General features: G+C 70.4%; 21 protein-coding genes. 14 read left to right on the forward strand and 7 right to left on the reverse strand.

The window, feature by feature from the left end; all coding sequences use genetic code 11:
* Nucleotides 1-44: 44 nt before the first annotated feature.
* On the forward strand, nt 45-1,358 hold the full coding sequence (locus tag ACIA5G_RS23470; protein ID WP_395926562.1) for a sensor histidine kinase: 1,314 nt from the start codon (nt 45-47) through the stop codon (nt 1,356-1,358).
* Here ACIA5G_RS23470 and ACIA5G_RS23475 read toward each other — a convergent pair.
* A complete protein-coding gene (locus ACIA5G_RS23475; RefSeq protein WP_395926564.1) occupies nt 1,300-1,905 on the reverse strand; it encodes a DNA-binding response regulator in 606 nt (201 codons plus the stop codon). The genes ACIA5G_RS23470 and ACIA5G_RS23475 overlap by 59 nt on opposite strands.
* A gap of 199 nt (nt 1,906-2,104) precedes the next feature.
* Nucleotides 2,105-2,854, reverse strand: a complete 750-nt coding sequence (locus ACIA5G_RS23480) for a helix-turn-helix domain-containing protein (RefSeq protein ID WP_395926566.1) — start codon at nt 2,852-2,854, stop codon at nt 2,105-2,107.
* 371 nt (nt 2,855-3,225) lie between these two features.
* On the opposite strand from ACIA5G_RS23480, the gene ACIA5G_RS23485 reads away from it, so the two are divergent.
* Together ACIA5G_RS23485 and ACIA5G_RS23490 are read left to right on the forward strand one after the other, a co-directional pair.
* On the forward strand, nt 3,226-3,495 hold the full coding sequence (locus ACIA5G_RS23485) for a hypothetical protein (protein ID WP_395926568.1): 270 nt from the start codon (nt 3,226-3,228) through the stop codon (nt 3,493-3,495).
* A 203-nt stretch (nt 3,496-3,698) separates the two neighbouring features.
* The gene (locus tag ACIA5G_RS23490) at nt 3,699-4,304 is read left to right on the forward strand and encodes a DNA-binding response regulator (protein WP_395926570.1); all 606 of its coding nucleotides are present in this window, start codon (nt 3,699-3,701) and stop codon (nt 4,302-4,304) included.
* Nucleotides 4,305-4,478: 174 nt separating this feature from the next.
* Here ACIA5G_RS23490 and ACIA5G_RS23495 read toward each other — a convergent pair whose 3' ends face one another.
* Nucleotides 4,479-6,710 carry a sensor histidine kinase gene (locus tag ACIA5G_RS23495; protein WP_395926572.1) on the reverse strand — a complete coding sequence of 744 codons (2,232 nt, stop codon included), beginning with the start codon at nt 6,708-6,710 and terminating at the stop codon, nt 4,479-4,481.
* 268 nt (nt 6,711-6,978) lie between these two features.
* On the reverse strand, nt 6,979-7,509 hold the full coding sequence (locus tag ACIA5G_RS23500) for a DUF899 family protein (RefSeq protein ID WP_395926575.1): 531 nt from the start codon (nt 7,507-7,509) through the stop codon (nt 6,979-6,981).
* Nucleotides 7,510-7,658: 149 nt separating this feature from the next.
* Here ACIA5G_RS23500 and ACIA5G_RS23505 point away from each other — a divergent pair, with 149 nt between their 5' ends.
* Nucleotides 7,659-8,279: an L-threonylcarbamoyladenylate synthase gene (locus tag ACIA5G_RS23505; protein ID WP_395926577.1), complete on the forward strand. Its 621-nt coding sequence runs from the start codon at nt 7,659-7,661 to the stop codon at nt 8,277-8,279.
* Between the two features lie 3 nt (nt 8,280-8,282).
* Here the strand turns inward: ACIA5G_RS23505 and ACIA5G_RS23510 are convergent, their stop codons facing one another.
* On the reverse strand, nt 8,283-8,981 hold the full coding sequence (locus tag ACIA5G_RS23510) for a maleylpyruvate isomerase family mycothiol-dependent enzyme (RefSeq protein ID WP_395926579.1): 699 nt from the start codon (nt 8,979-8,981) through the stop codon (nt 8,283-8,285).
* A gap of 106 nt (nt 8,982-9,087) precedes the next feature.
* On the opposite strand from ACIA5G_RS23510, the gene ACIA5G_RS23515 reads away from it, so the two are divergent.
* Nucleotides 9,088-9,477, forward strand: coding sequence for a YciI family protein (locus ACIA5G_RS23515; RefSeq protein WP_395926581.1), 390 nt, complete (start codon nt 9,088-9,090; stop codon nt 9,475-9,477).
* Nucleotides 9,474-10,709 carry an RNA polymerase sigma factor gene (locus ACIA5G_RS23520; RefSeq protein WP_395926584.1) on the forward strand — a complete coding sequence of 412 codons (1,236 nt, stop codon included), beginning with the start codon at nt 9,474-9,476 and terminating at the stop codon, nt 10,707-10,709. The genes ACIA5G_RS23515 and ACIA5G_RS23520 overlap by 4 nt, the downstream gene beginning before the upstream one ends.
* A gap of 208 nt (nt 10,710-10,917) precedes the next feature.
* On the opposite strand, the gene ACIA5G_RS23525 is transcribed toward ACIA5G_RS23520, so the two are convergent.
* Nucleotides 10,918-11,613 (reverse strand): winged helix-turn-helix transcriptional regulator, encoded by a 696-nt coding sequence (locus tag ACIA5G_RS23525; protein ID WP_395926586.1) that lies wholly within the window; start codon nt 11,611-11,613, stop codon nt 10,918-10,920.
* A 29-nt stretch (nt 11,614-11,642) separates the two neighbouring features.
* Nucleotides 11,643-12,479 (reverse strand): BTAD domain-containing putative transcriptional regulator, encoded by an 837-nt coding sequence (locus ACIA5G_RS23530; protein ID WP_395926588.1) that lies wholly within the window; start codon nt 12,477-12,479, stop codon nt 11,643-11,645.
* A gap of 503 nt (nt 12,480-12,982) precedes the next feature.
* On the opposite strand from ACIA5G_RS23530, the gene ACIA5G_RS23535 reads away from it, so the two are divergent.
* From ACIA5G_RS23535 to ACIA5G_RS23570, 8 genes are all read left to right on the forward strand, one after another.
* A complete protein-coding gene (locus ACIA5G_RS23535) occupies nt 12,983-13,912 on the forward strand; it encodes a helix-turn-helix domain-containing protein (RefSeq protein WP_395926590.1) in 930 nt (309 codons plus the stop codon).
* Nucleotides 13,913-13,939: 27 nt separating this feature from the next.
* Complete coding sequence (locus tag ACIA5G_RS23540) at nt 13,940-14,935, forward strand: DUF1702 family protein (protein ID WP_395926592.1); 996 nt, start codon at nt 13,940-13,942, stop codon at nt 14,933-14,935.
* Between the two features lie 111 nt (nt 14,936-15,046).
* Entirely contained in the window at nt 15,047-16,030 is a 984-nt protein-coding gene (locus ACIA5G_RS23545) for a DUF1702 family protein (RefSeq protein ID WP_395926594.1), read from the forward strand.
* Nucleotides 16,027-18,000 carry a CRTAC1 family protein gene (locus tag ACIA5G_RS23550; protein WP_395926596.1) on the forward strand — a complete coding sequence of 658 codons (1,974 nt, stop codon included), beginning with the start codon at nt 16,027-16,029 and terminating at the stop codon, nt 17,998-18,000. The genes ACIA5G_RS23545 and ACIA5G_RS23550 overlap by 4 nt, the downstream gene beginning before the upstream one ends.
* 4 nt (nt 18,001-18,004) lie before the next feature.
* Nucleotides 18,005-19,015, forward strand: a complete 1,011-nt coding sequence (locus ACIA5G_RS23555; protein WP_395926598.1) for an enediyne biosynthesis protein — start codon at nt 18,005-18,007, stop codon at nt 19,013-19,015.
* Entirely contained in the window at nt 19,012-20,406 is a 1,395-nt protein-coding gene (locus ACIA5G_RS23560; protein WP_395926600.1) for a cytochrome P450, read from the forward strand. The genes ACIA5G_RS23555 and ACIA5G_RS23560 overlap by 4 nt, the downstream gene beginning before the upstream one ends.
* A 76-nt stretch (nt 20,407-20,482) precedes the next feature.
* Nucleotides 20,483-21,019 carry a DUF5987 family protein gene (locus ACIA5G_RS23565; protein ID WP_395926602.1) on the forward strand — a complete coding sequence of 179 codons (537 nt, stop codon included), beginning with the start codon at nt 20,483-20,485 and terminating at the stop codon, nt 21,017-21,019.
* Entirely contained in the window at nt 21,016-22,668 is a 1,653-nt protein-coding gene (locus tag ACIA5G_RS23570) for a GMC family oxidoreductase N-terminal domain-containing protein (RefSeq protein ID WP_395926604.1), read from the forward strand. The genes ACIA5G_RS23565 and ACIA5G_RS23570 overlap by 4 nt, the downstream gene beginning before the upstream one ends.
* Nucleotides 22,669-22,705: the final 37 nt, after the last annotated feature.

Consider the following 22,705-nt stretch of genomic DNA (forward strand, 5'->3'; position numbering starts at 1 on the left):
GATTGCAGTACTGGGTAGCTCGGCGCGTTCTGGGGAGGCGCTGCGTGACAACGACTGCGCGACTGCACGAGGCAAGGCTCCGCTCGCCGGCCACGGGGCCCCCGAAGGGGGCGACGGCCGCCCGCTCGCGGCCGGCCGCGGACCGGCTGCCGGACGACGACTTCCCGGCCTGGCTCGTCGACGCCGTGCACGCCGGTGTCTGCGTGGGGATCGGCGTGCTCGGCCTGCTGGGCCCGCTGCGGGAGACCCGGTCGTGGCCGGCGGCGCTCGCGGCGTGCGGCTACGCCCTGGCCCTGGTCCTGGTGCACCTGGCCTGGTTCCGCCACGGGCACGGCCGGTTCCGCGGCCTCTCGCTGGTGCTGCAGGCGGCCTTGGGCCTGGTGCCGGTGCTGCACCTCGGCGTCACCTGGAGCGCGCTCAGCTGCTTCTTCCTGGGCAGTGTCCTGCTGGTGGCCAAGCCGCTCGTCTCCGTGCCGTTGCTCGTGCTGGTCCCGGGCGGGGTCGGGGTGCTTTCCGCCGGCGTGGGAACCGCGCACGTGTCCGTGGCCGAGGGCCTGCACGCGGTGGCGTTCACGGCCGCGGCCGCGGTGGCGGTGTTCGGCCTCTCCTGGTTCGCCCTGCTGGCCGCCGAACGCGAGATCAGCCGCCGTGAGCTGACCGCCCGGGTGGTCGCCGAAGAGCGGCTGCGGTTCGCCCAGGACACCCACGACCTGCTCGGGCTGAGCCTGTCCGCGATCACCCTCAAGGTCGAGCTGGTCCGCCGGCTGGTCGAAACCCGGCCGGAGCAGGCGCAGCACGAGCTCACCGAGCTGGTCACCATGTCCCGCAAGGCCCTCGCGGACGTGCGGTCGGTGGCGGCCGGGAAGCGCGAGCTCTGCCTGGCGGACGAGGTCCGCGCGGCGGCGGCCGTGCTGGAGACGGCCGGCGTCGGTGTGTGCCCCGGGCAGAAGCTGCCCGAGCACCTCCCCGAGCCGGTCGCCACGACGTTCGCCACGATCCTGCGAGAAAGCGCTACCAACGTGGTGCGGCACAGCAAAGCGACCTGGTGCGAGGTCACCGTCGGGGTGACGAAGGGCGAAGCGTGGCTAAGCGTCGCGAACGACGGTGTGCGGCCAGGGGAAACCGGGGACGACGAAGGCGAACACGGTGCGGGGCTGCGGAACCTGGCGAACCGCGTGAGCCTCCTCGGGGGCGAGCTCACGGCCGGGGCGCAGCCCGGCGGCCGGTACGTCCTGCGTGCTTCCGTGCCGCTGGAGCCGTTCGTGCGGCACCGGCGGGGTCACCTGGTTTCGGGGCCGCTCAAAGCCATTCTGCGTCGGTGGCGATCCGGATCGCGTGGACGCGGTTGCGGGCGTTGAGCTTCGTGACCGAGGCGGCCAGGTAGTTGCGGACCGTCCCGGGGGACAGGAAGAGGTCCGCGGCGATGTCGGCGACGTTGCGCCCGCGGGCGGCGAGCGCGAGGATCTCCAGCTCCCGCGGGGTGAGCGGGCAGTCGTCGGCTTCCCACGCGGACAGCGCGAGCTCGCTGTCGATGACCCGCCGGCCGATCGCGACCGAGCGCACCGCGTTGGCGAGCTTGTCCGACGGCGCGTCCTTGAGCAGGAAGCCGTTCACCTTCGCGTCGAGCGCGCGGCGGACCGTGCCCGGGCGGCCCAGGCTGGTGAGGATGAGGGTGTGCACTTCCGGCAGGTGCTCGTGGAGCTCGGTGGCCGCGGTCAGGCCGTCCTTGCCGGGGAGGTCGATGTCGATGACGGCGACGTCGGGCCGGGTCGACTTGGCGGCGGGCAGGATTTCGTCCCCCGAATCCACCTCGGCGACGACCTCGATGTCGGACTCCAGGCTCAGCAAGGCAACGAGGGCACCGCGGACCATGTCCATGTCTTCGGCAAGCAGAACCTTGATCACGTCGTTCCTCGCATCCCCCAGCCGAATCGATTCCCGTCGGGAATTGTACGCCACCACACGATCTCTTCGGAGGTTTCGCCGTTCGCCCCGCACGGGTGAGAGCAGTGAACCCACCGCTCCGGGACGGCATTTCCGCCGTCCCGGAGTGTCGTTTGTGGTGCGTCGCCGCGCCTGCGCCGACAGCGCCCGCGGACAGCGGCTAGACGGCGACCGCGCGACGGGCCGGGGCGTGGCGCAGGTCGGGCAGCGCCAGCAGGACCGGCGGGTCGAACCCGTGCCGCGGCCGCAGCCGGACGTCGACCAGGCTCGCGGCGACGTCGCGGTGCACGGTCACCGGCCCGGACAGCCCGGTCATCGGCCGCGGGCCGACCTCGTCCTGCGGGCACGAGCCGTAGGCGTGCGCGATGACGTACCACGAGCCCACGGGCACGTCGGTCAGCGTGTACTGGCCCGCCCCCATGAGGATCGTGTACGCGGCCGGCGCGCCTTCGGCGATCTTGGCCGCGAACAACCCGACGAACACCGGACCCGTCTGCACGGCGGGCGGGTGCCAGAGGTGCCCTCGCACCGTCCCGCCGGAGGCGGGCCCGCCGTCGCGGGCGGGAATTTCCGGCTGCCGGCCCCGAAGCTGCCGGTAGCCCCGCGGGGAGTGCCCGACGCTGCCGCTGAAGCGGGCGCTGAACGTCCCCACGCTGTTGTAACCCACCTGGTGGCTGATGTCCGCCACGGAGGTTCCCGTGGTCGCCAGCAGCCGCTTGGCTTCGGCCAGCCGCAACGCGGAGAGGAACCTCCCCGGCGACAGCCCGGTCACCCGCAGGAAGACCCGGGTGAAGTGGAACTTGCTGAACATGGCGGCCCGGGCGAGGTCGTCGATCGTGAGGCGTTCGCCCAGGTTGTCCCGCATGGTCATGATGGCGCGTGCCACGGCCTGCCGCGCGATTTCATCCATGGTGGCCGTCCCTCCGCTCGCCGGTGCCTGCCGGGCGCGAACCCCAGTGATCGCGATCAGCGATGGCAAATGTTGGTATGCCAGAACTGTAGAACCGGAGACGTCTACTTCTTAAGTGCTCACTGCACCGTTCCGAATGTATTTCACAGTGCGAGGACATGCGTTTTGCACATGCGCTTCCCGGCGACGTGTGAATCCTGCCCGAGCGGGCACGCCGGTGGGTGAGATCGGCACGAAGATGTCGCGCAGAGTGCTCGACGACAGCACAGAGTGACCGATTTTCGTCGTCGCGCCCCCGGTCAGCGGCCTTGATAGGCCATTCGAACGCCCGAACGGCGCTGTATGGAGTAGGCATAAAGCATGGCGGCCCGGTGATGCGGACACTGGATCGTGAAGCCCCCTGGGCGCATATTTATGGCAGAGAAAAGTTCATCACCGCCACTGGGGAGTGCAAAATGAGTGCACACATTTCTGCCGATGTCCGCGCGCTTTTCGGTGACCACGGCATCGAATTCGAGAATGCCGCGGCCGTCGAGGCGGGGCTCGTGATCGACCGCTTCGAACTGTGGGGCGACACCGCGGGCACGGTCGTGCCGATGCGCGGCACCATCTGCCGCGTGGACGTGCTCGAAGCCGCCTGAGCTGGCACATTCGACGCCGCGCGGGGTACACAGTGTACTACTTCGCGTAGTTGTCCGGTCGCCAACAGGCATATTGATCTTCGTGAGCCCGTGGCCCGTCCGCATAAGCGCGGGCGGGCCACGGGTCATCACCGAATGGTGCAACCGATTCGCCACCTGGAATGTTTAACTGTGCTTCTGGGGAGTTGAACGCGGAGGCACCCATGATCAGAGTGCTCGTAGCGGAAGACATGCACATCGTCAGGGGCGCACTGGTGGCGCTGCTGAACTTGGAGTCCGACATCGATGTCGTCGCCGAGGTGGCCTCGGGGCTGGAGATCCTTCCGGTGGCCCGCGAGGCGGCCGCGGACGTCGCGGTCATCGACATCGACCTGCCGGGCAAGGACGGGTTGACCGCCGCCGGCGAGCTGCACGAGCAGCTGCCCGCGTGCCGGACCCTGATCCTCACCAGCCTGGGCCGCCCAGGCACCCTTCGCAGAGCCCTGGACGCCAAGGTGGGCGGGTTCCTGCTCAAGGACGCCCCACCGGACCAGCTGGCCAACGCGGTCCGGGGGGTGGTCGCCGGCCGGCGGATGGTCGACGGCGACCTCGCGCTGGCCGCCTGGGACAGCGCGGACTGCCCGCTGACCGGCCGCGAGCTGGACGTGCTCCGGATGACGTCGCAGGGTTACGGGACCGTCGAGATCGCGGCCCGGCTCTACCTGTCCGCGGGCACCGTGCGGAACTACCTGACGACGATCGTCGCGAAGCTCAACGCCCGCAACCGGGTGGACGCGATCCGCATCGCACAGGACTCCGGCTGGCTCTGAGGCGGCTCAGGACGCCGACCCGGCCCAGTGTGCAGTACTCATGCTCCGAGGCGGCGATCCTGCAGCTGGTGGCTGGGCACCGCGGTGCCCAGCCAGGCGGGACCACCGGGGAGCGCGGTGCGGATCTGCGGCCCCGAACCCGGCCACCCGCCTCCCGGGCGCCCGGTGCGGGCCTCAGGCGGGGACGATCGCGCGCAGCCGGAAGCGGCCGTCGGGCTCGACCCCGGCCGTGAGCTCGCCGCCCAGGTCCGCCACCCGGTGCGAGAGGTTGCCGATCCCGCTGCCCGGCGACAGCCGTGACGACTTCGAGCCGTTGCCCTGCGGGGCCGCGACCGACGTCCCGGTGCGGCCGTTGCCGTTCACGCCGTCGTTGACGATCTCCAGGCTGACCCCGCCGTCGACACGGCGCATCGCGATCTCGCAGCTCTCCACGTTGCTGTGCCGCAGGACGTTCGTGACGCCTTCGCGCAGCACCACCGCGAGCACCGTGAGCACCGGGCTGGGGAGCTCCTCCGACAGCGTCTCCATCCGCACCCGGACGTCGGCGGCCGCCAGCACGGACCGCACCGTGCGCGACTCGCTGTCCAGGGACAGCTCGCGGTAACCGCTGGCCACCGAGCGCACGTCCGACAGCGCCTGGCGGGTCAGGCCGAGGATCTCGGCCAGCTCCACGGCCGCGCGGTCGCGGTCGACCGAAAGCATCCGGGAGGTCAGCTCGCTCTTCAGGGCGATCGCCGAGAGGCTCATGCCGAGCAGGTCGTGCAGGTCGCGGGCGAAGCGCAGGCGCTCCTCTGCGATGGCCATCTGGGCCAGCCGCCGCCGCGTGTGGTCCAGCTCCGTCAGCAGCCGGACCAGCCACAGCAGGCCGAACACCGTCAGCCCGGTCATCACCGTCGCGGCGGTGTAGAAGATCAGCGAGTAGTTGCTCGCGCCGGCGGCGTGCTGGATCCACGCGTAGACGGCGACGTTGAGGGCGAAGAACGGCCAACCGGCGAACGGCGGCAGGATCAGCAGGGCGGTGCCGATCAGCAGGCCGGGCACGCTGACCCAGTTCTGTTTCAGCGGCAGCAGCGGCAGGTAGATCAGGCAGGCCTGGACCAGCAGCATCCCGTAGGTCTGGGCCGACCGCAGGGGTGTCGTCGGCCGGTTGAAGTAGGAGAACTGCAGGGCCAGCAGGGCCACGACCGTGCCGACCACCAGCGCGACCTGCCAGGCCTCGGTGGTCAGCTGCAGCACGTGCACCGTCGCGCCGACCCCCATCACGGACATCGTCACCGGCATCAGCCAGCGGATCAGCGTCGACTCGGGCTGGTCCGCGTGGTCCTGGCCGGCCGACGGCCCCTCCAGGCAGGTGGGCACGGGCAGCTCGACGCGCAGCCGGAACCGGCCGTTCGCGTCCGCCTCGGCGGTCGCGGTGCCCCCGAGAGCCGCCACCTCGGCGGGCAGCTTGGTCAGCCGGCTGCCCGGCTCGAGCGCCGCCTCGTCGGCCGCCACGCCGTCGTTGACGATCTCCAGGACGACCTTGTCGTCGAGCTGCCGGACGTCGATGTCGCAGTGCTCGACCTCGCTGTAGCGGAGCACGTTCGTCACGCCCTCGCGCAGCACCTTCGCCAGCATCGTGCGCGCCTGCACGGGCAGGACGCCCGAGTCGAGGTGGACCTGGACGGCGATCTCGGAGGCGGCCAGGAGCGACTCGGCGGTCCTGGACTCCTTCTCCAGCGACAGTTCGCGGTAGCCGTGGGAGACGGCTCGGACGTCGGAGAGGGTGCGCTGCGCGGTTGCGGTCATCGCCGCCAGCTCGGTCTTGGCCAGGTCCGCGGACTTGCGCATCAGGTGGTGCACGAGCTCGCCCTTGAGCGCGATCTCGGACAGGCTCAGGCCGAGCAGGTCGTGCAGGTCGCGGGCGAAGGCCAGCCGCTGTTCGGCGACCGCCCGCTGCGCCAGTTCGGTGCGGGCCTGGTGCAGGTCGTTCACCATCCGCGACAGGCGGGCGAGCTGGTAGAAGACCAGGCAGTAGAAGATCGAGGCGAACGTGCTGTAGATCGTGTTCAGCGGATCGCCGTCGTAGGCCGCGTAGGTCCAGGCGATGGTGGCGCAGACGACCGCGAACGCGGGCCAGGCGTACCGGGACGGCAGCATCAGCAGGACGGCGCCGCCGACGAAGTCCGGCATGTCGGCCCAGAGCAGGCCGAACGCGGGGATCGGCAGGTACGCCAGCAGGATCACGACCACGAGCAGGACCCGGCTGGTCGGCGAGTCCAGCTTGGCGCTGGGCCGGCAGAACCAGAGCAGCTGGATCGCCAGCAGGCCGATGATGCCGAGGACGCCGTAGACCGCGTGGAGCGGGTCGACGGAGTTGGGCACCAGGTTCGCCACGCCGACCACACCGAAGCCGGTGACGACCATGACTATGATGCTGGCAGACAGGAACGTCGCGATCCGCGGTCGGCGGTCGGCTCCCGTGGTACCCCGCGGCTCGGCCGTCGGGGAGAGCGCGGCCGGGGGGTCGAGTGCGGCTCCCGGTGACATCTGCAGCGGTCCTCCGGCGGGTCGGCGACGCACAGGTCCGGGGAGTCCGGGCTGAGCCGTGTCTACTTGCTGACCGGGCGATGTTATCTCATCGCTGCGCCCGGAGCGGGTGCGTCGAGGAGCGGCGGAGCCGCGGGGGTTCCGCTCAGCGGGCCAGTTCGCACCCGCCGGGGGGCGGGTCGCGCGTGACGCCGATGAGGCCGAGGAAGTCCAAATACGGTACGGCGACCGATCCGAGGTAGAACACAAAACGACCGTCCAGGTGGAAAAAACTCAAGCCGGGTGCGTCGTCGCGTTCCTCGCAGCCGGTGCCGTCGAGGTAGCGGGTCGCCGGGAAGTCCGAGCCGAACCGGGTGCCGGCGGCGGAGTAGGCGGGCAGGTCGAAACCGAAGTGGCGGCCGTATTGTTCGAGTTTCGCGTACGGCACGTGCGAAGCGAGCACCAGCCGGGTGTCCGCGGCGTGCAGCACGGCGGTGAGCTCGTCGGCCGCCACCGCGGCGCCGGGGCGGCTGCGGTCCGGCATCATGTGGTGCACGGCGAGCCGGCGGTGCCCGTCGAACAGGTCGGTCAGGCCCAGCTCGCCGGCCGGCCCGACGAACTGGTACTCCTCGGCCGGCACGGCACGGGGCCGCGGCGGCAGCGGGCCGGTGGATTCAGGCAGCACCAGTTCCGTCATGATCGTCTCCCCGGGGGTGACAGCACGCGTTACCGTCGAATTGTGCGGCCCGCCGCCGTCCGGGGTCACCCGTTGAGCGGTTTCTGAGCAAGGTGGAAGACGCCGGGCCCGACCGGGCGGGCCGGCCGCACGGGGCTTAGGCTCGCGCCATGGCCAGGTACTTCGACGTGCACCCGGACAACCCCCAGCGCCGCGCCATCGGCCAGATCGCCGACCTGGTGCGCCGGGACGGCCTGATCGCGTACCCGACCGACTCGTGTTACGCGCTGGGCTGCCGGCTCGACAACCCGGAGGGGCTCGACCGGATCCGGGTGATCCGCAAGCTCGACCGGCGGCACCACTTCACGCTGGTCTGCCAGGACTTCGCGCAGCTGGGTCAGTTCGTCATCGTGGACAACTCGGTGTTCCGCGCGATCAAGGCGGCCACCCCGGGCAGTTACACGTTCATCCTGCCGGCCACCAAGGAGGTGCCGCGGCGGTTGATGCACGAGAAGAAGAAGACCGTGGGCGTGCGCATCCCGGACCACGTCGTCACCCAGGCGCTGCTCGCGGAGCTCGGCGAGCCGCTGGTGTCGAGCACGCTGCTGCTGCCGGACGTGCCCGAACCGCTCACCCAGGGCTGGGAGATCAAGGAAGAGCTCGACCACGTCGTCGACGCGGTGGTGGACTCCGGTGAGTGCGGGGTCGAACCGACCACGGTGGTGGACTTCTCCTCGGGCGAGCCCGAGATCGTCCGCCGCGGGGCGGGCGACCCGGACCGCTTCGCCTGAGTCTCAATCCACTTCGGACGTCCAAAGTGGATTCCGCGGCGGCCGCAGCAGTTCCGTCCAGCGGACGGCTTCACCCTCGGCGGTGACGGCCAGCTCGCCGAGCGGGCGGCGGCCGGTGAACAGCAGGCAGAAGTCCTCGGCGGGGCCGGTGATCCGGTCGGCCGCGTCCTCCGGGCCGAAGTCCCAGCGGGCGCCCGACGGCGCGGTGAGCTCGAACCGGAACGGCCCGGGCGGCGGGGTGTCCTGTCCGGCGTAGGCGTCGTCGCGGGTGCGGACGCCGTAGTAGGAAACGTGCCCGACACTGTCCTCGCGGGCCGGCCGGACGCCGAGGGCGTCGGCGATGTCCTGGCCGCGGGCGAACAACGCGGTCAGCAGGGCGGCCGCGAGCAGGGACGGCCGCAGCGCCCCGCCCGGCCAGCCGACGTCGGTCGTCGCGGCGGCCAGCAGCTCGGTGGCCTTCCGGTGCTCCGATCGCCAGCCGACCACGGCGTCGGCGAGCATCCCGGAGTCGGTGATGCGCGGCGCGGGCGCGCTCGCGTCCCCCTCGACGCTCAGCACGACGCGGCGGGCCACGACCGTCAGTTCGGCGAGGTGCCCGGTGATCGCCCGGCCGACGGGCAGCATCAATTTCCCTTCGTGACGGCGGATGAGGTCGACGAGGGCGTCCGCGTCGGCGGCGAGGTCGGTGAACACGTCTTGCATGGGGCGATGCTGCTCCTGGTGACCGACCGGCGACCACTCGTGGATTGCCTTGCCTGATCAGCTATGTTCGCCCCCAGCGGTACGCGAGCGCGGGGAGACGAAGACGATGAAGTTCCTGCTGGTGATGCACATGAACCCCGACATCTGGGACGGGCTGCCGGAGGCGGACAAGAACGAGGTGATGACCGGGCACGGCGAGTTCATCCGCCGGATCCGGGAGTCCGGCGAGCTGGTCAGCACGCAGGCGCTGGGCGGGCCGGAGCAGAGCGCGGTCGTCCGGGTGAGCGATGGCGTCCCGGCGGTCACCGACGGTCCGTTCGCCGAGTCGAAGGAGTTCCTGGCCGGCTACTACCTCGTCGAGTGCGTCAGCCGGGAGCGGGCGTACGAGGTGGCCGCGATGATCCCGGACGCGAAGATCGAGGGACTCGGCATCGAGGTCCGGCCGGTGGTGTTCTTCGCCGACGCGGAGGCCGAATCCGAGTACACCGGCGGGTGACCGGCCCGGCCGACGTCGGCGCGCTGCTCCGGCCGCTCGTGCCGCGGGTGCTCGGCGCGCTCGTGCGCCGTTACGGCCAGTTCGACGCGTGCGAGGACGCGGTGCAGGAGGCGCTCATCGCCGCGTCCGAGCAGTGGCCGGCCGACGGGGTGCCGGAGAACCCGCACAGCTGGCTCGTCACCGTCGCCGCGCGGCGGCTGACCGACCACTGGCGCAGCGAAAGCGCGCGCCGGCGTCGGGAAGAGACGGTCGCGCTGCGGGAACCCGCGGCCGTGGTGGCGGGCCCGGACGAGGAGCGGGCGCCCGACGAGGACGACACGCTGACGCTGCTGTTCCTGTGCTGCCACCCCGCGGTTTCCGCGCCGTCACAAGTGGCGCTGACACTGCGCGCGGTGGGTGGCCTCACAACCGCGCAGATCGCGAAGGCGTTCCTGGTCCCGGAAGCGACGATGACCCGGCGCATCACGCGTGCCAAGGAGAGCATCGCGGCCGCGGGGTCGGTGTTCGGCGAGCCCGCGGCAGCGGAGTATGCCGAGCGGCTGCGGGTCGTGCTGCAGGTGCTGTACCTGATCTTCAACGAGGGGTACACCGCGACGTCCGGCACCGAGCTGCAGGTGCCGGGGCTCGCGCGGGAGGCGATCCGGCTGACCCGGGCGGTGCACACGCTGCGTCCCGGCGACGGCGAGGTGGCGGGGCTGCTCGCGCTCATGCTGCTCACCGACGCCCGCCGAGCGGCCCGCACCGGCCCCGGCGGCACGCTGGTCCCGCTGGCCGAGCAGGACCGCGAGGCGTGGGACCGGGTGATGATCGCGGAGGGCGCGACGCTGATCGGCGCGACGCTGGGGCGCGGCCCGGTCGGCGCGTACCAGGTCCAGGCCGCGATCGCGGCCCTGCACGACGAGGCGCCCAGCGCGGAGACGACCGACTGGGTGCAGATCGCGCAGCTGTACGAAGTGCTGCAGGAGCTCACACCCAGCCCGGTGGTGACGCTCAACCAGGCGATCGCAGTGGCGATGGTCGACGGCCCGGCCCGGGGATTGGCGCTGCTGGACACGATCGCCGGGGACAGCCGGATGAAGCAGGGCCACCGGTTCGACGCGGTCCGGGCGCACCTGCTGGAGCAGTCGGGGGACCACGACGCCGCCCGGGAGCACTACCGCCGCGCGGCCGAGCGGACGGAAAGCGTGCCGGAGCAGCGTTATCTCGAGGAGCGCGCGGACCGCCTCGGCTGAGCCGCCGTGTCGTCCATCGGGGCACGCGTGTCGTCCGTTCAAGCACGCGGGTCGCGTACCTGGACGGTCGGCCCGCGTACTCAGATGGACGGCTCGCGTACCTGGACGGTCGGCTTGCGTACTCAGACGGTCGGCTCGCGTGCCTGGATGGACGGCACGCGGACGACCCGTCCGGGGCAGAGTGCCGGACGGGTCGCGCGTTCCGTGCTCAGTGCAGGACGACACCCTCCTGGGGGGTCGGGGCCGCCGTCAGGGTGAACAGGCGGGTGAACAGCTCGAGGTCGCGCACGTCGCCCTCGATCGAGACCAGGCCCGTGGCGACCGCTTCCGCCGGGGCGATCTGGCCGCCGATGAGGTCCAGCAGCGCCGGGCCCTGGCCGGCGCGGATGACCAGGTCGGCCGCCGCGTGCCGGCCTTCGGAGACCTTGAGCGCGCCGTCGTCGATCATCGCGTGGACGATCATCGTGTCGTGGTACTGGATCTCGAAGGTCACCTGGACGCCGCCCGCGGCTTCGCTCTGGAACGTCGTGTACAGCGAGAGGATCGCCGCGTCCAGGGTGAAGACGTCGTCCGGGCCGGGGTGGCTCAGCGAGCGCGCGCCCCAAAGGCCGAGGTCGAGCAGGATGTGGTCCAGCTCGGCGCCGTACTCGGTGAGCTCGTACACCAGGCCGGCGTCGAGGTCGGCGCGGACGCGGCGGCGGATCACGCCGGCCGACTCCATCTCGTTGAGCCGCGCGGAAAGGATGCTCGGCGGGATCTTCGGCAGCCCGGCCTGCAGCTCGGTGTAGCGCTTCGGGCCGAACACCAGGTCACGCACGACGAGCAGCGCCCAGCGTTCGCCGACGAGCTCGAGCGCGCGGGCCACGCCGCAGAACTGACCATAGGTGCGGGTTTGTGCGGTCATCGTTCCTCACTTCGTGCGGTGGTGGGTGTTCAGTAGTGATCGCCTTCGGAAATCAGGTCGCGGTGGAGCAGCTGCAGCTCGTCGCACGGCTCGACACCCAGCTCTTCGCTCAGGCGCTTGCGCAGGCTGCGGTAGACGGCCATCGCGTCGGACCGGCGGCCGCTGCGGCCCAGTGCCCGCATCAGCTGGCCGTGCAACGCTTCGTCGAGCGGGTTGCCCGCCGACAGCGAGCGCAGCTCGCCGATCAGCTCGCGGTGGTGCCCGCTGTGGATCTCGGCCTCGATCAGCGAGTGCAGCGTGGTGCGGCGCTGCTCCAGCAGTTCCATCGTGTACGGGACGAGCACCGGTCCACAGGGGACGTTCGCCAGCGGCGGCCCGGTCCACAGGTCGAGCGCCTCGCGGAACCGCTTCACCGCGGTGGGGTGGTCGCCCGCCCGCAGCAGCTCCTGGCCTTCCTGCTGGAGCCGGCCGAAGCGGAAGACGTCCACCTGGGCCGGGTCGATCTGGAAGACGTAGCCGGGCGCCTTGGTGACCAGCATCGTCTCGGTGCCACCGGTCAGGCCGTTCTCCTCGATGCACCGGCGCAAGTGGTATACGTAGGTGTGCAAGGTGGTTCGCATCGTGCGGGGTGGCTTGCTGGCCCAGAGCTCCTGGGCGATCGCGTCCACCTGCACCATCTTCCCGGGCCGCAGCACCAGCAACGCCAGCAGCTGCAGCAGCTTCGGTGTCGTGGGGGCGTAGTCGACCCCGTCGCGGTGCACACCGAGCGGGCCGAGCACCGTGAAGCCGATCGCACTTCCGGGTGTTTCCGCCGGCCGCTCGGTCACACCGACCAGTCCGTCCGTTACCTTTTTGGCGGAGTACATGCCGGGCGCCTCCAGTGTTCCCGCTGCGATGACTCGAGCTCCCCAGTGAAGCCCTGCCGGGCCGAAACTGCGGCCCGTGGCTGTCCAACTTCGAATGTGACAGAGGCGGGGGGCGGTATCCAGTGAGCCGTCCACCAGAGCCGAGATGCGTTTCACCCGGTGGTCCCGTGCGTCCGGCACATCTCGGCCGGACGCCGGCCATGGTCGGCTGCCAGGTCGGGCCGGGCGAACCCGGCAGGCCTGATCTTCCCGGCAGGGCGACGGAGGGAGAAATACCGCCCTGTCACTCGCCGTGCCCGAGCGGATTTCAGAACGGTCCGGTGCACTTCGCACGGTGACCCCGTGCGTTTCTCATACCGGGACCGGGACGCCCGCACTGGCACCGCTCCGGGACTGCGGTCCCTTCCTTCGGGCCTCCATCGGACGTCCAACGGCCTGCAAGGTCCGGCGTCTTACCTGACGAGGAGGGAATTGACGTCGGTAAGGAATTCGAGGTTGGACTCATGATCTTGCGATCGGTTGCGTCCGGGGGCGCCGACGAGACCGAGCCGTCGGCCGGTGTGGAACGAGTCGGGTGGGAGCAGGACCAGAACCCGGAAAGGGTTGTCCAGCCTGCCGTTCTGCGCGCGATCAAGATGATACTGGACCGCTACTTCGAGCCGATCACCCTGTCGGCCCTGGCGGCCGAGGTGTACGTGAGCCCGTTCCACTTCTCACGCATCTTCGCCAAGGCGACCGGCGTGACGCCGGGGCGGTTCCTCACGGCCGTGCGGCTGTTCGAAGCGAAGCGGCTGCTGCTGACCACTTCGCTGACGGTGTCGGACATCGTCTGCAGCGTCGGGTACAGCAGCGTGGGCACGTTCACGAGCCGGTTCCTCCGCACGGTCGGGATGACCCCGACCGAGTACCGCGAACCCGAGGTCGGCGAACTGCTGGTGGCGCACTCGGCGCACTTCCAGCGGCTCCCGTCCCTGCGTTCGCTGCGGGAGGCCGGCAGCTCCTGCGCGGCGCTGAAGCCCGGCTCGGGCCGGCTGACCGTGCAGCTGAAGATGCCGGCGGACGCGATGCCGGCCAACGTGCTCGTCGGCGTGTTCGCCGACGCGGTGCCGCAGAGCGGACCGGTCGCCTTCGGCGGGCTGGCGGACGTGCACTCCTCCGAGCTGACGATCGACGGGGTGCCCGAGGGCACCTGGACGGTGATCGCGGTCGCCGACCACGGCGCGGTGCGGGGCACCCCGGCGGGCCCGGCGTTCACCATCGGCAGCGAACTGGCGACCGTGACGGGGTTCGAGCCGGGTGAGGTGACGTTGCGGCTGCGGCCGCCGTCCCTGACCGACCCGCCGATCGCCATCACGCTCGCCTCGCGGCAGTCGACCGCCGACCAGCGGATGCTCGTCGCGGCCCAGCGGTCGCACCTGCGTTCGGTCGCCTGATCCTCCCCGACGAACCAAGGACGGACGATGTCTACTTTCATCGGAGTGCTGCGCAAGCGCTTCCTGGCTCCTTCGCTCGCTTCGGTCGGGTTCGCCGACCGCGGCTTCCCGGTCACCCCCACCGACGCGACGGCCCGGCTGGAGGCGGTGCCGCAGGCGGTGGTGTGCGGGTTCGAATGGGCCATCGAAGGCGCTTCGCTGTGGGAGATCGAACGGCGCCTGGCGCTGATCGAGCCCGAACAGCGCGGGTTCGCCTACGAGGGCGCGACGATGGGCTACTCCATCCTCGACGCCATGCCCGGCGGTGGCCGGAACAAGACACGCGAGCTGCTGGAAGGCCCGGGCCAGCCGCACATCTTCCTGACCTACATCGGGATCGGCTTCGCGATGGCGCGGCTGCCGCGTCCACTGTGGAAGAACATCCTGCCCGAGCTGTCCGGGGTGGCCTACCACCCGGTGATGAGCTGGCTCGCCGTCGACGGGTACGGCTTCGACCGCGCCTACTTCGACACGAAGAAGTGGGTCGACGAGCAGGCCGACCCGGAGCCCTACCCGTGGGCGGGGCGCCCGGAGTACTTCGGCCGGGCGTTCGACCAGGGGGTCGGCCGGGCGCTGTGGTTCATCAACGGCGGCAACCCGGGTGCGGTGGCCGAAGCGGTCGGGCGGTTCGCCGAAGCCCGCCAGGCGGACCTGTGGAGCGGCGTCGGGCTCGCCGCGACGTTCGCCGGCGGCGCGGACCAGAGCGGCCTGGCCGAGCTGCGCCGGCTTTCCGGTGAGTTCTACGACGAGCTCGCGCTCGGCGTGGTGTTCGCGGTCAAGGCGCGGACGTACTCCTCGTACGTGCCGGCCCACACCCACCTCGCCGCCGGGGTGCTGCTCGATCTTTCCGTGCAGGCCGCGCAGAACGTCGGCGACCGCACCGAGCGGGCGGACGGCGACGACGGGCCGGAGCCGCCCTACGAGCTGTGGCGCGCCCGGATCCGCGCGGAGTTCGCAAGTGGTGCGCAGCGTCTCGCCGGCTGAGCCCGGTGATCGCACGCAACCGTGGAGTAGACCGCTGACCAGCGAATCTGTGACCGTAGAACGGTAACGAGCTGCACCTCATCCAATTCGACCCGTAAGGGGGAGAGTGCGTTGGGCAATGGTTGGCGCGCGCTCAGGCGACGCATCCTGACACCGGACGTCTCGGAGACCTCGCTGGAGAAGCGGGGCTTCCACCGCAAGAGCCCAGCCGCTCAAGAACGACTCGAGACGGTCGGGGAGAAGTTCCTCCTCGGATACGCGCACGCGGTCGAAGCACGTTCGGTCGAGCAGGCCGAGGAATGGCTCGAGCGCATCCCCACGCAGTTCCGCGGTTTCGCCTACGAGGGCGCGGGAATGGGGTACGGCGTCCTCGACGGGCTGCCGTTCGGCAAGAGCACGAACATCGCCGAGTTCCTGGCCGGCCCCGGTGAGAAGCACGACTACATCATCTACGTCGGGGTCGGCTGGGCGATGTGCCGGCTGCCGCGGTTCGCGTGGCCGAAGGCTTCGGCGTTCGACCCGCTGCTGCGCTGGCTGGTGCTGGACGGTTACGGCTTCCACCAGGCGTACTTCAAGACGGACAAGTACATCGGCGGCCAGCACCAGGACCAGAACTTCTCCTGGCCGGACCGGCGTTACGAGGGTTATGCCCTGCGCGCCATCGACCAGGGCATCGGCCGGGCGCTGTGGTTCATCAACGGCACGGACGTTTCCCTGGTGGCCAAGGCGATCGAGGCGTTCCCCGAGTCGCGCCACGGCGACCTGTACGCCGGGGTGGGACTGGCTTCGACCTACGCCTGCGGTGTCACGGCCGAGGAGCTGGGAGAGCTGGTCGACCGGGCCGGCATCCACCACGGGCAACTGGCCCAGGGCAGTGCTTTCGCGGCCGAGTGCCGGGTGCGCTCGGGCCTGATGATCCCCGAGACCGAGATGGCGGCCCAGGCGATCTGCGGGGTGTCCGCCGAACGCGCCGCGGAGATCACCCAGGAGGTCCGCCCGGCCGTCGTCGTCGACGGTGACGACGTGCCGGCGTTCGAGACCTGGCGGCAGCGGATCGCCGAAGAAGTCCTCAAGCACGGAGGGAAGACGAAATGACCGCGACCTTGGGCTGGCTGCGCAAGCAGCTGGCGGGCATCGTGGCGCTGGTGCTGATCCTCGGCCTCTTCACGGTCGCCCAGCTGCCCCGCGTCTCGGCCGCCGAACAGAACCAGATGGCGAGCAAGTTCTCGTTCACCCCGATGACGATCGCGCTGCCGCCGGCGAAGAAGGCGCAGTCGATCCGGACGGTGAACAAGGAGTACGAGCACATCGCCGCGTGGATCTCCTCGGTCGGCGCCGCGATCGCGATCAACGACATCAGCGGCAGCGGCAAGGCCAACGACATCTGCCTGGTCGACCCGCGCAGCGACCAGGTCGTCATCACGCCGACGCCGGACTCCGGCCCGCGGTACGCACCCTTCGAGCTGGACCCCTCGCCGACGCTGGCGACGTGGGACTACATGGCGCCGATGGGCTGCGTCCCCGGTGACTACAACGAGGACGGCCGGACCGACATCCTGGCCTACTACTGGGGCCGGACCCCGGTCGTGTTCCTGCAGAAGGCCGGCGCCACGAAGTTCGACGCCTCGGCCTTCCAGCCGACCGAGCTGGTGCCGGGCAACCACCGCGGTGCGGACGGCAAGTACAACGGCCCGCTGTGGAACACCGACTCCGTCACCATCGGCGACTTCGACGGGGACGGGCACGTCGACGTCTTCGTCGGGAACTACTTCCCGGACAGCCGGGTCCTGGACCCGAACGCCGACGGCGGCATCACGCTGAACCAGTCGATGTCGCACGCGACGAACTCGGGCGCCAAGTACGTCTTCCGCTGGACCGGCGCTACTTCCGGCGCCAACCCGAGTGCGCAGTTCGTGGACGCCTCCCAGGGCATCCCGGAGAGCGCGCGCCTCGGCTGGACGCTGGCCTCCAGCGCGACCGACGTCGACGGGGACAGCCTGCCCGAGCTCTACATCGCCAACGACTTCGGGCACGACCACTTCCTGTACAACAAGTCGACGCCGGGCCACATCGAGTTCGGTGAGGTCACCGGGGTCCGCGGGATCACCGACCCCAAGTCGAAGGTGCTGGGCCACGACTCCTTCAAGGGCATGGGCGTCGACTTCGGCGACCTGAACCACGACGGCCGCTACGACCTGTTCGTCAGCAACATCACGACGTCGTGGGGCATCGAAGAGTCGAACTTCCAGTTCATGAACAAGTCGAAGAACAACCAGGACCTCACCGCGCAGTTCAAGAACGGCGTCGCGCCGTTCGAAGACACGAGCGGTTCGGAGGGCACGGCCTGGTCCGGCTGGGGCTGGGACGTCAAGATCCAGGACTTCAACAACAGCGGCGAGAACCAGATCGCCCAGGCGACCGGGTTCGTCAAGGGCCAGGTCAACCGCTGGCCGAACCTGCAGGAGCTGGCCACGGCCAACGACGGCCTGCTGTCCAACCCGTTCTGGTGGCCGAACGCCCGCGCCGGTGACGACATCGGTGGTGACCAGACGTTCCACTTCTTCGTGAAGAGCCCGGACGGCCGCTACACCGACCTCGGCCCGCAGCTGGGCCTGGCGGTTCCGGTGCCCACCCGCGGCATCGGGGTCGGCGACACCGACGGTGACGGCCTGCCCGAGTTCGCGGTCGCGCGGCAGTGGGAAGCGCCGATCTTCTACCACAACAACAGCCCCAACCCGGGCAAGTACCTGCAGCTGAAGCTGACCACCGACGCTCCGGTGGCCCCGGGCGCGCTGCCCGCGGCCGGCTCGCCGGCGATCGGCGCCCAGGTCACCGTGACGACCTCGGACGGCAAGAAGTACCTCGGCCGGGTCGACGGCAGCAGCGGGGAGGCCGGCCGGCGCAGCTTCGACGTCCAGATCGGCCTCGGCCACGACGTCAAGGGCCCGCTCGACGTGCACCTGCAGTGGCGGGACCGGACCGGGCAGCTGCGGACGCAGAACCTGAAGCTCGAACCCGGCTGCCACATGTACCAGCTCGGTTCCCAGGCGAAGGAAGAGATGTGACGGCATGACCACCCCGACTCTGACCAAAGTGGACGCCGCGCCACCGAAGCGGACGAACAAGGTCGTCACCGCGCTGCGCCGGTTCGCGATCTCGATCACCATCTTCAACATCATCGGCTACACGATCCTCGGCTTCGAGCAGCCGTGGCTGTACCCGTTCGTCGCGCTGGCGACCGCGTACACCACGGAGATCGTCCTCGAGATCATCAACGCCCGGGTGACCGACCGCGAGGTCCGGTTCAAGGGCAACGGGTTCAAGGGGCTCGTGGAGTTCCTGCTGCCGGCGCACATCACCGGCCTGGCGCTCAACATGCTGACCTACGTCAACGACCGGATCCTCGTGATGATCTTCGGGGTCGTCGTGGCGGTCGGCGCGAAGTGGGTCCTGCAGGCGCCGGTGTACGGCCGCATGCGGCACTACATGAACCCGTCGAACTTCGGCATCACGATCATCCTGCTGCTGTTCCCCTGGGCCAGCATCGCCCCGCCTTACCACTTCAGCGAGCAGATCGCGACCTGGGGCGGCTGGCTGATCGTGGCGATCATCCTGATCTCGGGCACGGTGCTCAACGCGCTGCTGACCGGCCGGATGTGGCTGATCGCGGGCTGGCTGAGCTTCTTCGTGGTCCAGGCGTTCGTCCGTGGCTGGCTCTTCGGCACCTCCATCCCCGGCGCGCTGGCGATGGGCACCGGGATCGCGTTCGTGCTCTACACGAACTACATGGTGACCGACCCGGGCACGTCGCCGTCGAAGCGGGGCTCGCAGTTCGCCTTCGGCGCGGGCGTGGCGCTCGCGTACGGCTTCTTCACCGCCGTGCACGTCGCGTACGGGCTGTTCCTGGCCACCGCGACCGTCTGCCTGATCCGCGGGGCCTTCCTGTGGGGCCTGCACTTCTCGAACAAGGCGCGGATCAAGTTCGAGGCGGACCAGGCCGCGCAGAAGGCGAAGCTCGAGCTCGCCCCGCCGGCCGAGTCCTCCGGCGACGGTGACAAGCCGGGAGCGATCGCGGCATGACCGCACCGCAGCACGAAGCCCGGGCGGCGCACACCGCGCCGCCCGGGCCGCCGCGGCGGGCGACGCTCCGGTTGCTGAAGCAGCTCTTCACCGACCGGCTCGCGCTCATGGGCGACAACGCCGAGACCTACGGCGACGTCGTCCGCATCGCCATCGGACCGAAGGCGATGTACCTCGTCAACCACCCCGACCTCGCCAAGCACGTTCTCGCGGACAACGCCGCGAACTACCACAAGGGCATCGGCCTGCAGGAGGCCCGCCGGGCCCTCGGCGACGGCCTGCTCACCAGCGACGGCGACACCTGGAAGAAGCAGCGCCGGACCATCCAGCCGGTGTTCCAGCCCAAGCGGATCTCGCGCCAGGCCGCCGTGGTCGCGTCCGAAGTGGACGCTCTCGTGCAGCGGCTGGCCGCGCACGACGGCCCGGTCGAGATCCTGCACGAGATGACCGGGCTCACCCTGGGCGTGCTCGGGAAGACGCTGCTCGACGCCGAGCTCGGCGGGTACGAGATGCTGGGCCACTCGTTCGAGGCCGTGCAGGACCAGGCCATGTTCGAGGCGGTCACGCTGAGCATGGTGCCGCAGTGGGTGCCGCTGAAGAAGCAGGTGGAGTTCCGGACCGCGCGCGACGAGCTGCGGCGGATCGCCGAGGAGCTGGTGGACCAGCGCCTGGCGAACCCGGTCAAGGGCGGCGAAGACGTGCTGTCGCGGCTGATCGCGTCGGGTGGCGAAGAAGCCACGACCGGCGCGTCGCGCGATCGCATGCGCGACGAGCTGATCACCCTGCTGCTGGCCGGGCACGAGACGACGGCGAGCACGCTCGGCTGGGCGTTCCACCTGATCGACGAGCACCCGGAGGTGGCCGATCGGCTGCACACCGAGGCCGTCGAGGTGCTCGGCGACCGGCTGCCCGAGCACGAGGACCTGCGGCGGCTGACCTACACCGTCGCCGTCGTCGAAGAGGTCATGCGGCTCTACCCGCCGGTGTGGCTGCTGCCGCGGATCGCCCAGGCCGACGACGAAATCGGCGGGTACCACGTGCCGGCCGGGTCCGACGTCGTCGTGGTGCCCTACACGCTGCACCGGCACCCGGAGTTCTGGACCGACGCGGAACGCTTCGACCCGGGCCGGTTCGACCCGGCCAACCCGGCCGGGCGGCCGCCGCGCTACGCCTACGTCCCCTTCGGCGCCGGGCCGCGGTTCTGCATCGGCAACAGCCTCGGGGTGATGGAGGCGGTCTTCGTGCTGGCGATGGCTTCGCGGGACCTGCAGCTGCGCAAGGTGCCGGGCAAGGTCGTCGAGCCCGAGGCGATGCTCTCGCTGCGGGTCAAGGGCGGGCTGCCGATGACCGTGCACCGCCGGGAGCGGGGCCGGCGGGCCGAAGCCGCTTGAGCCCGTCCGTCCAGGAGTGACCATTCGATGAGGAGGTAGGCCGGTGCAACCCGAGGCCACCGAAGAAGAACGCGTCATGAACCAGACCCTCGAGGCCTACGCGGACACGATCGTGCCGGGGGAGAAGCGGTTCCCGGAGGACCGGGCGATCGCCGGGGTGTCACCCGGCCCCGGGTCGGTGGCGGCGGGTGCGCTCGAGCTGCTGAACTTCGACGCGACCGGCGTCACGGCCGGCCTGCCCTACCTCGCGCAGTCGCTCAACGACCACGCGAAGTCCTACGCGGGTGAGGTCGAGCTGGCGCTCGACGACGACGTCCCGCCGTTCGTGGCGCTGCCGTACGAGCACCGCCGCGAGCTGGTGCACCGGCTCACCACGCCCGGGCACCCGGAGAAGGACGGCTGGGTCAGCCTGGCGCTGTTCTGCAACATGGCCTACGACAGCGCGCCGCACCTGCACACCGCGGACGCCATCCGCGACGGGCACCCGGGCCTGCTGGCGCTGGGGTACACCCCGCCGGACGCCGACGGGTTCTGGCGGTTCCCGAAGTACGGCTACGGCCGCAAGCTGGCCGAGATCCACCCCGACACGACACCTTCCGGGAGCCCGGCATGAGCGCGATCGACAAGACCGACGTCGTCATCGTCGGCAGCGGCTTCGGCGGGTCCATCCCGGCCTACCACCTCGCCGCGGGCGGGGCCAAGGTCACCGTGCTCGAGCGCGGTCCGTGGCTGGCCGCCGACGACTTCGAGCACGACTACCTGCTCGGCTCGTCCTACACCCGCGCGTTCGACTTCGTCGTCGGCGACGGGATGAGCGTGCTGGGCGGCAACTGCGTCGGCGGCGGCAGCGTGGTGTACTTCGCCGCGATGCCGCGCGCGCCGCGGTTCGTGTTCGAACGCCACGGCAGCATCGGCCGCCGGATGTGGCCGTCGGTCATCTCCCGCGACTCGCTCGAGCCGTGGTACGACCGCGTCGACGAGTCGCTCCCGGTGTCCCAGCAGGACTGGAACGACGTCTCCTACGCCGGCGGGCTGTGGGCGGCGGCGTGCAACCACTCCGGGCGCACCGCCAACCCGGCGCCGGTCGCAGTGGACAACAACACCTGCGTCAACTGCAACTTCATGATGGCGGGCTGCAAGTTCGACGCGAAGCGCTCGATGCTGACGAACTACCTGCCGGCCGCGCTCTCCCACGGCGCGCAGATCCGTCCACTGCACGAGGTCCAGCGCCTGGAGCGCACGGAGGACGGCGGATACCGCGTCTACTTCGACATCGTGGACGAAGAGGACTACCGGATCCACACCGGCACCGGCGTGATCGAGGCGAAGGTCGTCATCATCGCCGCGGGCGCCGGCGCGACCCCGGTGATCCTGCAGCGCTCGGAGGCCGCGCTCGGCGAGATGCCGCACGGTGTCGGCAGGTACTTCTCCGGCAACGGCGAACGGCTCAACACCGCCATCATCGACGAGGACCGCGTCCGCGAGGTGCTCGGACTGTCCCGTGAGGACGGTCCGGTGTACTCCGCCAACCACATCGGCAAGGGCCCGACCGTCGCGAACTGGGACAAGCTCGACGGGTCGCTGCCGGAGTACGAGCGGTACTCGCTGGAGCAGCTGTACTTCCCGCCGGGCCTGGGCACCATCCTCGCCCAGGTGCCCGGCGGCGAGGAGCCGCGCTGGTACGGGGCGGAGAAGAAGGAAATCCTGAAGCAGTGGGCGAACTGGCTCACGATCTTCCTGATGACCGAGGACGACAACGAGGGTGTCTTCGGCACCCCGCCGCCGACCGGCAACGCCTACCGCATCTCGCAGCAGATGCTCGGCCGCGGCCCGCTGCGCTACGACCCGACCGAGAACACCAAGCACGGCTGGGCGCTCGCGGACGCCGACTGCAAGGCGATCATCGAGAAGGACGGCCTGGCGAAGGTCGCGCCGTGGACCAACGACGTCGTCGGCGCGTACACCGTGCACCCGCTGGCGTCGTGCCGGATCGGGGACGACGCGGCGACGTCCGCGCTGCACCCGAACCACGAGCTGCGCAACCACCCGGGCATCTTCGTCACCGACAGCGCGTCGGTGCCGGGGGCGCTCACGGTGAACCCGGCGATGACCGTCGCCGCGCTCGCCGAGCGGTCGATCCCGGGCATCGTCCGGGAGCTGCAGGCGCGCGGTGTCGACGTCAAGTACGGCGCGCCGGCCCCCGACGGCTCGATCACCGGCCGCCGCGCAGTGTCCAAACTGGACCTCGTGGCCGGCAACTGATGCACGGATCCGAGCTCGCGCCGCCGGCTCCCCGGCG

Origin of the sequence: Amycolatopsis sp. NPDC051758, assembly GCF_044453095.1 — a bacterium.
Classification (GTDB): Bacteria; Actinomycetota; Actinomycetes; order Mycobacteriales; family Pseudonocardiaceae; genus Amycolatopsis.

Bases quoted from the DNA above. Each gene is read 5' to 3' on its own strand.
- ACIA5G_RS23480 (WP_395926566.1), bottom strand. From the start codon at position 2,854: ATGGATGAAATCGCGCGGCAGGCCGTGGCACGCGCCATCATGACCATG.
- ACIA5G_RS23490 (WP_395926570.1), top strand. From the start codon at position 3,699: ATGATCAGAGTGCTCGTAGCGGAAGACATGCACATCGTCAGGGGCGCA.
- ACIA5G_RS23495 (WP_395926572.1), bottom strand. From the start codon at position 6,710: ATGGTCGTCACCGGCTTCGGTGTGGTCGGCGTGGCGAACCTGGTGCCC.
- ACIA5G_RS23500 (WP_395926575.1), bottom strand. From the start codon at position 7,509: ATGACGGAACTGGTGCTGCCTGAATCCACCGGCCCGCTGCCGCCGCGG.
- ACIA5G_RS23505 (WP_395926577.1), top strand. From the start codon at position 7,659: ATGGCCAGGTACTTCGACGTGCACCCGGACAACCCCCAGCGCCGCGCC.
- ACIA5G_RS23510 (WP_395926579.1), bottom strand. From the start codon at position 8,981: ATGCAAGACGTGTTCACCGACCTCGCCGCCGACGCGGACGCCCTCGTC.
- ACIA5G_RS23515 (WP_395926581.1), top strand. From the start codon at position 9,088: ATGAAGTTCCTGCTGGTGATGCACATGAACCCCGACATCTGGGACGGG.
- ACIA5G_RS23525 (WP_395926586.1), bottom strand. From the start codon at position 11,613: ATGACCGCACAAACCCGCACCTATGGTCAGTTCTGCGGCGTGGCCCGC.
- ACIA5G_RS23530 (WP_395926588.1), bottom strand. From the start codon at position 12,479: ATGTACTCCGCCAAAAAGGTAACGGACGGACTGGTCGGTGTGACCGAG.
- ACIA5G_RS23535 (WP_395926590.1), top strand. From the start codon at position 12,983: ATGATCTTGCGATCGGTTGCGTCCGGGGGCGCCGACGAGACCGAGCCG.
- ACIA5G_RS23540 (WP_395926592.1), top strand. From the start codon at position 13,940: ATGTCTACTTTCATCGGAGTGCTGCGCAAGCGCTTCCTGGCTCCTTCG.
- ACIA5G_RS23550 (WP_395926596.1), top strand. From the start codon at position 16,027: ATGACCGCGACCTTGGGCTGGCTGCGCAAGCAGCTGGCGGGCATCGTG.
- ACIA5G_RS23555 (WP_395926598.1), top strand. From the start codon at position 18,005: ATGACCACCCCGACTCTGACCAAAGTGGACGCCGCGCCACCGAAGCGG.
- ACIA5G_RS23560 (WP_395926600.1), top strand. From the start codon at position 19,012: ATGACCGCACCGCAGCACGAAGCCCGGGCGGCGCACACCGCGCCGCCC.
- ACIA5G_RS23565 (WP_395926602.1), top strand. From the start codon at position 20,483: ATGAACCAGACCCTCGAGGCCTACGCGGACACGATCGTGCCGGGGGAG.
- ACIA5G_RS23570 (WP_395926604.1), top strand. From the start codon at position 21,016: ATGAGCGCGATCGACAAGACCGACGTCGTCATCGTCGGCAGCGGCTTC.